Annotated in this window: 9 protein-coding genes; 2 read left to right on the plus strand and 7 right to left on the minus strand. The window is 65.4% G+C overall.

Going from position 1 to position 12,588, the window contains the following annotated elements:
* Window positions 1-165: 165 nt before the first annotated feature.
* The 6 genes from RCI06_RS04250 to RCI06_RS04275 all read right to left on the minus strand — a co-directional run bounded on the left by RCI06_RS04250 (window position 166) and on the right by RCI06_RS04275 (window position 9,416).
* Window positions 166-732 carry a hypothetical protein gene (locus tag RCI06_RS04250; protein WP_101549722.1) on the minus strand — a complete coding sequence of 189 codons (567 nt, stop codon included), beginning with the start codon at window positions 730-732 and terminating at the stop codon, window positions 166-168.
* Complete coding sequence (locus RCI06_RS04255) at window positions 722-1,642, minus strand: M23 family metallopeptidase (RefSeq protein ID WP_306574482.1); 921 nt, start codon at window positions 1,640-1,642, stop codon at window positions 722-724. The genes RCI06_RS04250 and RCI06_RS04255 overlap by 11 nt, the downstream gene beginning before the upstream one ends.
* A gap of 104 nt (window positions 1,643-1,746) precedes the next feature.
* Window positions 1,747-3,132 carry an NADPH-dependent glutamate synthase gene (gltA, locus tag RCI06_RS04260; RefSeq protein WP_306574485.1) on the minus strand — a complete coding sequence of 462 codons (1,386 nt, stop codon included), beginning with the start codon at window positions 3,130-3,132 and terminating at the stop codon, window positions 1,747-1,749.
* A complete protein-coding gene (locus RCI06_RS04265) occupies window positions 3,125-3,982 on the minus strand; it encodes a sulfide/dihydroorotate dehydrogenase-like FAD/NAD-binding protein (RefSeq protein WP_306574489.1) in 858 nt (285 codons plus the stop codon). Before RCI06_RS04265 ends, gltA begins: the two co-directional genes overlap by 8 nt.
* 195 nt (window positions 3,983-4,177) lie before the next feature.
* Complete coding sequence (locus tag RCI06_RS04270) at window positions 4,178-7,996, minus strand: N-acetylmuramoyl-L-alanine amidase (protein WP_306574492.1); 3,819 nt, start codon at window positions 7,994-7,996, stop codon at window positions 4,178-4,180.
* Between the two features lie 91 nt (window positions 7,997-8,087).
* Entirely contained in the window at window positions 8,088-9,416 is a 1,329-nt protein-coding gene (locus RCI06_RS04275) for a family 10 glycosylhydrolase (RefSeq protein WP_256152744.1), read from the minus strand.
* A gap of 150 nt (window positions 9,417-9,566) precedes the next feature.
* Here RCI06_RS04275 and RCI06_RS04280 point away from each other — a divergent pair, with 150 nt between their 5' ends.
* Window positions 9,567-9,935 carry a zinc-ribbon domain-containing protein gene (locus RCI06_RS04280; protein ID WP_306574495.1) on the plus strand — a complete coding sequence of 123 codons (369 nt, stop codon included), beginning with the start codon at window positions 9,567-9,569 and terminating at the stop codon, window positions 9,933-9,935.
* A gap of 82 nt (window positions 9,936-10,017) precedes the next feature.
* Here the strand turns inward: RCI06_RS04280 and RCI06_RS04285 are convergent, their stop codons facing one another.
* A complete protein-coding gene (locus RCI06_RS04285) occupies window positions 10,018-11,289 on the minus strand; it encodes a DEAD/DEAH box helicase (RefSeq protein WP_306574498.1) in 1,272 nt (423 codons plus the stop codon).
* Window positions 11,290-11,446: 157 nt separating this feature from the next.
* Here RCI06_RS04285 and RCI06_RS04290 point away from each other — a divergent pair, with 157 nt between their 5' ends.
* On the plus strand, window positions 11,447-12,310 hold the full coding sequence (locus RCI06_RS04290; RefSeq protein ID WP_276873445.1) for a polysaccharide deacetylase family protein: 864 nt from the start codon (window positions 11,447-11,449) through the stop codon (window positions 12,308-12,310).
* Window positions 12,311-12,588: the final 278 nt, after the last annotated feature.

Raw genomic sequence — 12,588 nt, forward strand, 5'->3', positions numbered from 1 at the left:
GTCCGTCGAATCCGATATTGAAACAGTGTCGGATTTTGGCGGTTTTCATCCGGGCAGGCAAAATTTTGTGAAAAAAGAGGCCGCCGCTTCCTCCTGCATTTTACCACACATCCCGCCGAATGACAAACCGAAGGCCCCTCCGGCAGCGCCGGAGGGGCCTTCGTCCTATCCCCGCAGGAGGGTGGCCGCGAGATAAAGCGCGGTCAAAAGCATCGTATAATTGCCGCGCGGCAGCAGCAGGAGGGCCGCCGCGAAGAGGGGCGTGAGCACCGCGAACCCCGCGAGCTTCTGCCAGAACGCCGCCTGTTCGGGCTTCCCGGCGCGGCAGAGCGCGAGCCCCAGCAGCACTCCGCCGTCCAGCCGGCCGACCGGCAGGAGGTTGAAGATGCAGAGCGCCAGGTTTGCGGCGGCGAAGCCGTTCCAGCCGCAGAGGAGGACGCACGCCCCCGCGGCGAGCAGGTTCGCCGCCACGCCGCCGAGGTAGACGGCCGTTTCCCGGCCGTAGGAGAGCAGACCGCGTTTTTCCAGCCGCACCCCGACCGCGCAGAACCGCATGGCGAGAATCCGCGCGCCCGTCAGGCGCATGACGAGGATATGCCCGCCCTCGTGCACGAGCACGCCCCCCAGCGCGGGCAGGCCGAGCCCCGAACGGTCGCAGAGCAGCCAGAGCGCGAGCACCGCGAAGAAGCCGAAGGTGAAGGAATAGCGCGTGCCGCCCCACTCAAACTCCATCGGCGTCCATCCCGTCGAGCACCCACGCGGGGTTGTAGTACCGGCCGTCCTTGCTGATCTCAAAGTGGACGTGCGGCCCGGTGGAGATGCCCGTGCTGCCCACCAGCGCGACGAGCTCCCCCCGCCGCAGGTTCGCGCCGAGCGGCGCGGCGATCGACTCGCAATGGCAGTAGGTGGTCGTCAGCCCGCCGCCGTGGTCAAGGGTGATGTAGTTGCCGTAGATGGGGGAGCTGTCCACCTCCGCGACCCGCCCCGGCAGCGACGCGTAGATGCCGCTGCCCGAAGCCGCCGCGATGTCCACCCCCCTGTGGAAGTCCTCCGCACCCGAGATGGGGTGCTCCCGCCAGCCGAACGGCGAGGTCACAGCGCCCCCGGCCGGCGCGTCCACCCGCGCCGAGACGAGGATCGGCGAAAAGGCGCAGGAGGAGGGGGCCTCCTTCCCCGCCGCGTCGCCGCGCCCGAACCAGCCGCCCGCGCCGCTCAGCCCCTCCGCCGGAGCGGAGGGACCGGAGGAAGCGGCGGCGGTACTCCCGCCGCCGCTTCCTCCGGCATCGCCGTCCCCGGGCGCGTCCGGGGACGGCGGCTGAGCGGCGGGCGGCGTGAGCAGCTCGGTCAGCACCCGCGCGGCGGCGTCCGCCGCGTGATCCGCCGCTTCCCGCGCCCGCGCGGAGACCGCCGCCACCCCCGTCCCGCTCGGGATCTCCACCCGATCGGCGGTCAGCAGCCCGTCAAAGAGCTCCGCCATTCCCCGCGCGGCCCCCGGCTGGAACCTCCGCAGCCCCAGGCAGCCGAGCAGCAGCGCCGCGCACAGGACGATCTGCACGATCACCGTGAAGAGATAGGGGTCCCTCTCCCGCCGCCTGCGCATCCCCGCGCGCGGCGGATACCGGCGTATCCTCTGGTCGATCATGATGCCATCCCGCTCCTTTGCTGTCCTTCTAAGACAAGTCTATGCGGGCGGGCGCAAAAAAATGAGCGGTTTGTCCGCCGGACAAACCGCTCATGGAAATCTGGTTATTTGGATTTGATGTACTCGTCGATCGACTGGGCGGCGGTCTTGCCCGCGCCCATCGCGAGGATGACCGTGGCCGCGCCCGTCACCGCGTCGCCGCCCGCGAACACGCCCGGCTTGGTCGTCGCGCCGCGTTCGTCCGCCACGAGGCAGCCCTTTCTGTTGGCCTCCAGCCCGGTGGTCGTCGACCGGATGAGCGGGTTGGGGCTCGTGCCGATCGCCATGATCACCGTGTCCACGTCGATCGTGAAGTTGCTGCCCTGCTTTTCGATCGGACGGCGGCGGCCCGACGCGTCCGGCTCGCCCAGCTCCATCTCGACGCACTCGATCGCTTTGACGCGGCCGTTTTCGTCCCCGAGGATCTGCACGGGATTCCGGAGGAGCTGGAAGAGGATCCCCTCCTCCTTGGCGTGGTGGACCTCCTCGGCGCGCGCCGGGAGCTCGACCTCGCTGCGGCGGTAGACGATATACACCTCTTCCGCGCCCATCCGCTTGGCGCAGCGGGCCGCGTCCATCGCCACGTTGCCGCCGCCCACGACGGCGACCCTGCGGCTCCTGGCGATCGGGGTGTCGTACCCCTCGCGATAGGCCTTCATGAGGTTGATGCGGGTGAGGTACTCGTTGGCGGAATAGACCCCCAGCAGGTTTTCGCCGGGGATGTTCATAAAGCTCGGGAGCCCCGCGCCCGAACCGATAAAGACCGCTTCAAAGCCCTGCTCGAAGAGCTCGTCGACCGAATCGACCTTGCCGATGACCATATCGGGCTTCATCTCCACGCCGAGCCTTTCGAGCGCGCCCACCTCGCGGGCGACGATCTCCTTGGGGAGGCGGAACTGCGGGATGCCGTAGACGAGCACGCCGCCCGCCGTCTGGAGCGCCTCGAAGACGGTGACCTCATACCCCATCCTGGCGAGGTCGCCCGCGCAGGTAAGCCCCGCCGGGCCGGCGCCGACCACTGCGACCCGGTGCCCGTTGGAGGCGGGGCGGGTAAGCTCCTCCGAGCCGTTTTCCATCCACCAGTCGGCCACGAACCGCTCGAGGCGGCCGATGCCCACCGGCTCCCCCTTGACGCCGCGCACGCACTTGCCCTCGCACTGGTTCTCCTGCGGGCACACCCGCCCGCAGACGGCGGGCAGCGAATTGGTCAGGGCGATCTCCCGGTAAGCGCCGGCAAAATCCCCCTCCGCCACCTTCGCGATGAACTCCGGAATCCGTACGTTGACCGGGCAGCCCGCGACGCACGGCCTGTTTTTGCAGTGGAGGCAGCGCTTCGCCTCGTCCACCGCCATCTCGGCGGTATAGCCAAGCGCGACCTCTTCAAAGTTCTTGTTGCGCACGTCGGGGGCCTGCTCCGGCATGGGGTTCTTCTTTAAGGACATGTTAGGCATGGCGTTTCCCTCCCGTCAGGCGGCAGACGTGCGCCGGGTCCTCCCGGTCGGCCATCTCGCGCTCCTTATAAAAGCTGTTGCGCTTCATCAGCTCGTCAAAATCGACCTCGTGGCCGTCGAAATCCGGGCCGTCCACGCAGGCGAATTTCGTCTGCCCGCCGACCTTCACGCGGCACCCGCCGCACATGCCGGTACCGTCGACCATGATCGGGTTGAGGGAGACGAGCGTCCTGATGCCGTAGGGCTTCGTCGCGGCGGCGACGAACTTCATCATGATCACCGGCCCGATCGCGATGACCAGGTCGTACGGGTTCCCCGCCTTGATGAGCTCCTCGAGCTTCTGGGTGACGAGCCCCTTCTCGCCGTAGCTGCCGTCGTCGGTCATCAGGTAGAGATGGTCGGTGACCGCCTTCATCTCCTCCTCGAGGATGACGATCTCCTTCGAGCGGAAGCCCGCAATCATATCCACCTCCAGCCCCGCCGCGTGCAGCGCCTTGGCCTGCGGATAGGCGATCGCGGTGCCCACGCCGCCGCCGATCACGCACACCCGTTTGACCTCCGGCCCCACGTGGGTCGGCTGGCCGAGCGGCCCGACGAAGTCGAGCAGGCTGTCGCCCTCCCCGAGGGTGTTCAGCAGCTTGGTGGAGGCGCCGACGATCTGGAAGATGATCGTCACGGTGCCCTTTTCGCGGTCATAGTCCGCGATGGTCAGCGGCACCCGCTCCCCCCGCTCGTCGACGCGGAAGATGATGAACTGGCCCGCCTTCGCCTTTTTGGCGATGTGCGGGGCCTCGATCTCCATCAGCGTCACCGTGTCGTTCAGCGCCCGCTTCTTGACAATCTTGTACATACGCTCACTCCTATTTCAGGCCGCGCGCCAACGCACAGCACATTTTGAAAGAGTTAATTTTTTATCAAATCTCCCAGAAAATAATAATTTTTTATCACTCGTTCTATTATACCAGCATCCGCCCGCCCATGCAACAGAAAAAACATAACAAACCTTCGCAAAATGCACGCGAAGGTTTGTTATATCTGTGCATGCTCATTTTTTGACGGTGATCTTGAACTTCTTGACGACCTTGCTCTTGTCGTAGGGCTCGCCCACGAGGTAGGCGGTGCCCGCCTTGAGGCCCTCCACCTTGACGACGTTCTCGTCGTCGGTGTTATAGAGCTCGAGGATGTCGCGGTCGGTCACCGACCACTTGATGCCGGGGTCCTCCGCGTTGGCGGGCGACACCGTGCCGGTGTAGACCGAGCGCCCGTCCCCCACGTAGAGGGTCGACGGCCCGTCGATCGAGATCGCCTCGACCTTGACCCCCTTCTTGGGCGCGGTACTGCTCGTGTCCTTGCTGGTCTGCCTATATTTGCCGGTGCCCACCACGATGTCGATCGAGCCGCGCATCCCGCTGCCGTCCCGCGCGATGGCGGTGATCGTGGCGGTGCCGTCCCGCAGGCCCTCCACCTTGCAGGAGGAGGACGTGAGGTTGGAGAGCTCGACGATGTCGTCGTCATCGGTCACCCACTTGACCCGGTCGTCGTCCGCGTCGGAGGGCGACACCCGCACCGAAAGCGTCGTGCGGGTCCCCACCTCGATCTCCTCCTCATCCGCCTCGACGACGATCTTCGTCACGTCGCCGCCGTCGCCGCCGCTTCCCCCGCCGACATAGACGGTGCAGCGCGCCTCGTCGTCGTCGGTGTAGGCGGTGATGCGGGTTTTGCCCTCCCCCTTGGCGACCACCTTGCCGGAGGAATTGACCGTCGCGACCGACTTGTCGTCCGTCTCCCACGAGACGTCCGCGCCGCCCGCGCCGCTCACCTTGAGCGGGAAGGTGTCGCCCACCTCGAGGTCGAGCTCCGTCTCGTTGAGGCGGAGGTTCCCGCCGTCCTCATCGTCATCGTCGTCCTCGTCCTCATCGTCGCCGCCGGAGGAATAGCTCCCCGAGCTGGCGCCGCCGAGGTAGGCGCTGATGCCGTTGGCGATCGCCTCGGCCATGCGGCTCTGATATTTCGAGTTGATCAGCTTGGTGTATTCCCCCTCGTTGGACATGAAGCCCAGCTCGGCGAGCACGCAGGCGAACTGGCTCTCGCGGGTCATGTAGTAGAGCCCCGCCTTGGCGCCGCGGTTGTCCGAGCCGAGCGCCTTGGAGACGTTGGCGGAGATGTTCGCCGCGAGCTGCTTGGAGAAGGGATAGAAGTAGTAGACCTCGGTGCCGGTCGCCTTGACGTTGGGGGCGGAGTTGCTGTGGACGCTAACGAGCACCTGCGCGTTGAAGGCGCGGGCCGCCGCCATGCGGGTGGCCATCGTCGAGCCGGGCTCGGCCATCAGCACCGTCGCGCCCTGGCTCTTGAGGTCGCTGACGAGCTTTTTGGCCACCGCGAGGTTGATGTCCGCCTCGTCCTTGCCGGGGTAGAAGCCGAGGTTTCCCGGGTCGTTTCCGCCGTGCCCGGGGTCGACCACGATCCGCGCCCCCGAGAGGGAGCCGGGGGAATTGTTGAAGCGCAAAACGAGGCTGTTGCCCTCGTAGTACGCCTTGTAGCCAAGGAAGCCGCCCGCCTTCCTGAGGGTGAGGTTGAGGTTGGAGCCCTCCCATTTTGCCGACTTGAAGAGCGCGTTGGACTTGATCGAGTCGGAGTCGGGGGTACGGGCGGTGTAGTCGAACTTGAAGATGATCTGCGAGCCGTCGTAGGCGACCTTGTAGGGCACCTTCTGATCCATCTCCAGCGAGACGCTCGTGTAGGCGCCCGACGATTTGACCGACATGCCGCTGATGACGTTCTGGTCGGGCATCGAGCCGCCCGACGCCTTGATGTCGTCCGAATAGACGCGCACGCCCGATTCGAGCTTCCAGTAGGTCTTGGTGACGCTGCCGTTCTTGTAGACGATCTCGTCCCCGTAGGTCTTGTCCACCGTGCCCTTGGGCAGCGGGAAATAGCCCGGGCTGGAGTTGTCGTTGAGGGTATTGATGGGGAAGGTCTCCGCCTGGTCGGCGACGACGTAGACGACCGACCCCTCGCCCATGACCGCCCGCTTGTTGACGGTGACGAGCGCGCCCTCCACCGACTGGGTCTCCCCCTGCGCGGTGGCGGTAAAGGTGATGTTGCCCATCGTGGTGGCGGAGGCGGAGGCGCTCGGCGCGGTGAACACGCCGGTGAACCGCTTGTAGCCGGACAGCGAGTCCGCCTCGTCGGTCTCGTCCTCCGTCTGGGAGAGGGTGATCGTCTGCCCGCCGACGCTCGCGCTCACCTTGGCGTCCTCGTAGGCGAGCACCGAGACGGTGACCTCCATGCCGCCGTCGACCGCCAGCTTGCCGGTCGGGGTGACCTCCTTGATGACCTGCACCTGCCGCGTGATGCTGTAGGTGAGGGTCTTGCCCTTGTGCACAAAGGTGAAGGTGTTGAGCCCCGGCGTCAGGTCCTCGCGGATGGCGAAGTAGCCGCTCTCGTTGGTGGGGATCGTCTCCCCGTTCATCGTGACCTCCGCCTGCGGGTCGGACGCGCCCTGGAAGGTGACCGACTGCTCCTTGGTCGTGAAGGTCATCTGCTGCGGGGTGGTGATGGCGAGCTGGGTGAGCACCCACTGCTCGTTGATCTCGTTATTGAGGTACTGCACGAGGGTGGTCGTGCTGTTGCCGGGGTTGGCGGAGAGCGCCGCCAGGGAGTTGAACGCGTTGCCCGACACGCCGCCCAGCTCCTGCAGGTCGATGACCTGCTTGGTGAGCTGCTCGTAGACCGTCCAGCCGATCGACTGGGTGCCCACGCGGTCGGCCGCGTGCATCATGTAAAGGGTGGTGTCGGCCCCGCGCGCCACCTGCTTCCACCACTCGGCCACGACGCCGAACCGCGCCGTCTCCTCGTTGGTGGAGCCGTAGTTTTTGACCATCACGAAGTCGAAGAGCCCGCTCTCGACCATCGCTTTCGTGTCCGCGTTGCCGTAGCCGAGCGCGGTCCGCTCCGCCTTGGTGTCGGTGCCGCCGGGGTTTTCCGCGGCGTTCTCCCACACGGCGTCCGCCAGCAGTCCCACCTGGGTGCCGGGCGCGCGCTCCCGCACGGCGGAGGCCGCCGCGCTCACGAGCGCCGACGGCACCTGCCGCAGGTAATTCTGATAGCCAACGCCGCCGCCGTTTTCGAGGTACTGGGCGTAGCTTTGCCCGTCGGCGGGGTTTTCGTACCCGTCGAGCAGGATGCCGTCCAGCTTGTACGTTTCCGCAAAGGAGCCGACGTTCTCCCGCACGCTGTCGAGCGTCCTCCCGTCCGCGTTCGCGGCGCGCAGGTATTTGCCGTCGTCGCCCGCGAGATCGGACACGTCGTAGGTCGCGTAGACGTAGAAGCCCATCTCGCGGGCCTTGTCCGCGAGATAGCTGGTCACGTCGATTTCAAGCGGCGCCGCCTCGAGCGTGTCGCTCGTAAAGAGGACGGCGTCGCGGTACTTCGTGTCGATGATGATCGAATTCATCGTCAGCTCCTGCGCGGCCGCGAGCGCCCGGTCGAGCTGGCCGCCCAGCTCCGCCGCCGAGAGCGGCGCGTCGGTCGTCAGGTAGTCGGTCCCCGCCGAGATCATCACCGCCCGCAGCTCGTCCGGGACGTTAAAGTAGACCGGTTCGGGCTCGGGCTCCTCCTCCGGTTCCTCCCCGGACCCGGAGGACTCCTCCGGACTGTCCGCGTCCCGTGGCTCTTCCCCGTCGGAGGACTCCGGTTCCCCGTCCGCGGAAGCCATGACGGCGGCGTCCGGGCTTTCCGGCCCGTCCCCGCCGATCAAATCCCCGCCGAGAAACGCCAAAACCCCCATCAGCAGCGTCATCAGGATGAACGCCGCCGACAGGGCGAGGGCGAGTTTTTTGCGGTTGGGGCCGTTTCTTGGCAAGCTGGTTTCCTCCCCGCGCGGACCGCCCCGGCGGGGCCTGTCCGGATACCGTATGGGGCGGGTCCGAGAACCCGCCCCGCGTCAACGGCTGTCAGAAAATCTTTTTGAGGTTCCGTTCCTCCGCCTGCATCTGCCTGCCCGGCGAAACGAAGAGGGATTCATAGCTGTAGAAGGCCACGCCGCCGTAGTGCTTCGCGTCCCGCGCGGTCGTCACCATCCGGGCGAGCAGGTCGGTGGTCCCGAGCCACTCGTCGCGGCCCGCGCCCGCCCATGTGTCCTCGGTGCCGATCTTGTAGGCCCCGATGCCCACATAGAGCTTGATGCCGTCCACCTTGATCATGTCCGCCCATTTCCTCACCGTCTCGGCGTAGGGACAGGTCGCGTTGTCATAGCCGTAGTAGACCTGCGGGCAGATGTAGTCGACATAGCCGGGGTTGGAGAGCCAGACGGACGCGTCCGCGAACTGGCTTTCATAGTTGGTCTTGACGTTGCCCTGCGGGCTGATGCCGAAGAGGCAGGCGGGCTTCAATTCCTTGATCGCCGCGTAGACCTCCCGGACGAGGATATCCACGTTTTCCCGCCGCCAGTCGGCCTGGGAGAGGTTCGAGCCCGAGGCGCGGTAGGTCGCGCTGTCGAAGGCAAAATCGGTCGTCGGATAGAAGTAGTCGTCAAAGTGGACGCCGTCCACATCATAGTTCCGCACGATCTCCCGCACGCCGTTCACAATGAGCTTGCGCGCGGCGGGGCTGCCGGGGTTGTAGTAGACGCCGCCGTTCCATTCGAGCGCCGCGTCGCTGCCCTGGCTGAGCCAGATTTTCGCCTGGTTGTCGCTCGACATCGGCTGGTCGCCGATCCGCACGCGGTAGGGGTTGAGCCACGCCTCGATGCGCAGCCCCTCTTCGTCCGCCAGCGCGCACATGATTTCCAGCGGGTCGTAGCCGGGGTCCTGCCCCTCGGTGCCCGTCAGGTAGCGGGACCAGGGGAAAAAGTCGGACGCGTAGAGCGCGTCACCGAACGGCCGCACCTGCACGAACACGGTGTTGAAGCCGAAGTCGGCAGCCTTCTTGAAGGCCGCGCCGACGTTGGCGGTGAACTGCGCCTTCGTCTTGCCCTTCACCATCGGCTCGAGCGTCAGGTAGGACATCCATACGGCGCGCACCTCCCCCTGCGGGGCGGAGGAGATCTTCTGTCCCTCCCGCGGGGCGTTCGCCGCCAGCAGCCCGGCGCCGAGGAGGATATTTTCGTCGCTGCCCGGCGCTTCCACGCCGTACACGCTTGTCGTTTCCGTCCTGCTCAGGGTGACCGCCTGCGCGGCGTCCCCCCGGCCTCCCGCGATGTCATCGCCGGCAGCCCGGCTTCCGCAGCCGGCCATGCCAACCAGCAGAAATACCGACAGTATAACGCTTAACGTCTTTTTCATGCTGATTTTCCTTTCCACACGATAACTCAACATAATTTTACACGTTTTGCCCAATTCGGTCAAGTGTCCCGGGCAAATATCTGTCTTTTCCGGTTGACTTTTTCAACATTTAGTATACACTGGTACCAACGGTTCCCGGAGGTGACAGAGATGTTCTTTCTAGGTATATTCGGCGCGAACAGCAAAGTAGTACCCGCCGGACAGGTTTCCGCGGCGGCCTGTCCCGCCTGCGGGGAAACGGCGTCCCTCAGCGTCTGCCGCCGCTACAGCTACGTCCACTTCTTTTTCATCCCGCTCGTCAAATACGATTCGGTCTATCTGGCTACCTGCCCCCGCTGCGCGAGCGTCTTCGAGCTCGACCCCGCGCTCGGCCGCCGCCTCGCGCACGGTGAAACATGCACCGTCCCGCCGGGCGGGCTGCGCCTGCTGCGCAACAACTTTGCCCCCCGCTGCCCCGCCTGCGGCGCGCCGCAGCAGAAGGACAGCCTCTACTGCAATCGGTGCGGCGCAAAGCTCTGATTCCTGCGTCCCGGAAAAAATTCCCGGCGTTTTATGCCAAAAAATCAAAAAAGGCAGCCGCTGTGCGGCTGCCTTTTTGGTTTCAGTGCTTGCGCGGGGAACGTCCGGCGGGCTTTTGCTGCTTCTGCGGCTGCTGACGCACCGGCTTCGGCTTCGCGGCGCGCTGCTCGCGCGGCGGGCGCTGGGGGCGCGGCTGCTTGGGCGGCGCCTCGAACACCTCCATCGGGTAGGGGTGGTCCTCCACCACGGGGATCTTTTTGCCGATCAGCTTCTCAATCTCCTTGAGCTCGTCCATCTCCTCGATGCTGCAAAAGGAGATCGCCGTCCCCGACAGCCCCGCGCGCGCCGTGCGCCCGATGCGGTGCACATACGTCTCGGGGATGTTGGGCAGGTCGTAGTTGATAACGTGGGAGAGCTCGTCGATGTCGATGCCGCGCGCGGCGATGTCGGTCGCCACGAGCACGCGGATCTCCCCCGCCTTAAAGGCGCTCAGCGCCCGCTGGCGGGCGTTCTGGCTCTTGTTGCCGTGGATCGCCTGCGCCTCGACGCCCGCCTTGTCGAGCTCCCGGGCCACCCGGTCGGCGCCGTGCTTGGTAAAGGTGAACACGAGCGCCGAAACGATGCCCGGGTCCTTGAGCAGGTGCACGAGCAGACGGCGCTTGTTGGGCTTATCCACAAAATAGAGCCGCTGGTCGATCACCTCGACGGGGGAGGAGACGGGATCCACCGCCACCTTGACCGGGTCGGTGAGGATGCGGTCGCACAGGCGCATGATGCTCTCGGGCATCGTCGCGGAGAAAAAGAGGGTCTGCCGCTTCTGCGGCACCCGGGCGATGATCTTCTCCACATCGTGGATGAAGCCCATGTCGAGCATCCGGTCGGCCTCGTCGAGCACCAGCGTCTCGACGCGCGAAAGGTCGATATACCCCTGCCCGATCAGGTCGTTGAGCCTGCCGGGGGTGGCGACGAGAATGTCGACGCCGCGTCGAAGCTCGTCCACCTGCGGGTTCTGGGAGACGCCCCCGAAGATGACGGCGGTGCGCAGGCGCAGGTAGTGGCCGTAGGCCTTGAAGCTGTCGGAAATCTGGAGCGCGAGCTCCCTGGTCGGGGTGAGCACGAGCGCGCGGATGACGCGCGGCGCGCCCGGCTGGGGCTTCTGGGCGGAGAGCCGCTGCAAAATCGGCATGGCGAAGGCGGCGGTCTTGCCGGTGCCCGTCTGGGCGCAGCCGAGCACGTCGCGGCCCTCGAGCGCGGGGGGGATCGCCTTTTGCTGGATGGGGGACGGGGCGGTGTAGCCCTCGTCGGCCGCGGCGCGCAGGATGGGCGGTATCAATTTCAGTTGATCAAATTTCATAAGTTGTGCAGATTCCTTTTGTTCAATTCACATTCACTGTGTAAGCTGTAAGTATACCATACTCCCGGCCGGATTGCCAGTAAAAATTCCCCATGCTCATATGGACAGGCGCGCGGGGCATAGATATGCAGAAGAAAACGCTTTGGGAAGTGACGCAATGAAGGCAATCAACAGGGCGATCCTGCCGCTGGCCCTCGCGCTGGCGGTGGCGTTGGGCGGGATCGCCGTGCAGGGCGTCCGGGCGGTGTCCGCGAACGCGCCGGCGGAACCGGACGGGATCGAACTGCCGATCGTGATGTACCACCACGTGCTCAAGGAGCAGGCGCGGCTCAACAAATACACCATCTCCCCCGACGAGTTCCGGTCGGACATGGAATACCTGAAGACGGAAGGCTATACCCCGATCGTGATCGCCGACCTGCTCGCCTATGTGGAGGAGGGCGCGCCGCTGCCCGAACGCCCGGTCATGATCACCTTCGACGACGGGTACGAGAGCTTCCACGAATACGTCTTCCCCATCCTGAAGGAGTATGACTTCAAGGCCGTCTATTCCATTGTGGGCCGGTACGCCGACCAGTATTCCGCGGTGGACGACCATCACATCCGCTATTCCCACTCGACGTGGAACGAGCTGCGCGAGATGCGGGACAGCGGCCTCGTGGAGATCCAGAACCACTCCTACAACCTGCACGAGAACCAGAACGGCCGCCACGGCTCGATGCGCAAGTCGGGCGAGGGGCTGGCGGCCTACCAGACGATGCTGGAGGAGGACCTCGGCAAGCTCCAGGACGAATGCGCGGCGTTCCTCGACTGGACGCCCACCTGCTTCACCTACCCGTTCGGGCAGATCAGCAAGGAGGCGCTGCCGGTGATCCAGGGGATGGGCTTTTCGGCGGCGCTGACCTGCGAGGAGAAGCTCAACTACATCACGGGCGATCCGGAACAGCTCTACCACCTGCGGCGGTTCAACCGTCCGCACGGCACGTCGTTCCAGACGATTCTCGAGCGCGCCCGCAAGTAGGTTTCGCCCGCCCGATCCAAAAGTTTTCGCCCGCCTTTTTCAAAAGGCGGCGGGTGAGAAAAGTCCCGGCGTTTTTTCAAAACGCCGGGATTTTTCGAGGGCGGAGCCCTGAGCCCGGGCCCGCAGGCCCTGCTTCAAGCGTATTTTGGGGGTTCGGGGGCCTTTTACAAGAAAAAAGGCCCCCGGGAAGAGGAGAGGCCGCCGAATCGGCGGCCTCTGAAACGTTCCTTTTTCTCTTGTAAAAAGGAACCGAAAAATACGCCTGAAGGATTGGGCGT

It is taken from the genome of Anaerotruncus massiliensis (ex Togo et al. 2026) (genome assembly GCF_030825285.1).
Classification (GTDB): Bacteria; Bacillota; Clostridia; order Oscillospirales; family Ruminococcaceae; genus Anaerotruncus; species Anaerotruncus massiliensis.

Bases quoted from the DNA above. Each gene is read 5' to 3' on its own strand.
- RCI06_RS04280 (WP_306574495.1), top strand. From the start codon at position 9,567: ATGTTCTTTCTAGGTATATTCGGCGCGAACAGCAAAGTAGTACCCGCC.
- RCI06_RS04290 (WP_276873445.1), top strand. From the start codon at position 11,447: ATGAAGGCAATCAACAGGGCGATCCTGCCGCTGGCCCTCGCGCTGGCG.
- RCI06_RS04265 (WP_306574489.1), bottom strand. From the start codon at position 3,982: ATGTACAAGATTGTCAAGAAGCGGGCGCTGAACGACACGGTGACGCTG.
- RCI06_RS04285 (WP_306574498.1), bottom strand. From the start codon at position 11,289: ATGAAATTTGATCAACTGAAATTGATACCGCCCATCCTGCGCGCCGCG.
- RCI06_RS04255 (WP_306574482.1), bottom strand. From the start codon at position 1,642: ATGATCGACCAGAGGATACGCCGGTATCCGCCGCGCGCGGGGATGCGC.
- gltA (WP_306574485.1), bottom strand. From the start codon at position 3,132: ATGCCTAACATGTCCTTAAAGAAGAACCCCATGCCGGAGCAGGCCCCC.
- RCI06_RS04275 (WP_256152744.1), bottom strand. From the start codon at position 9,416: ATGAAAAAGACGTTAAGCGTTATACTGTCGGTATTTCTGCTGGTTGGC.
- RCI06_RS04250 (WP_101549722.1), bottom strand. From the start codon at position 732: ATGGAGTTTGAGTGGGGCGGCACGCGCTATTCCTTCACCTTCGGCTTC.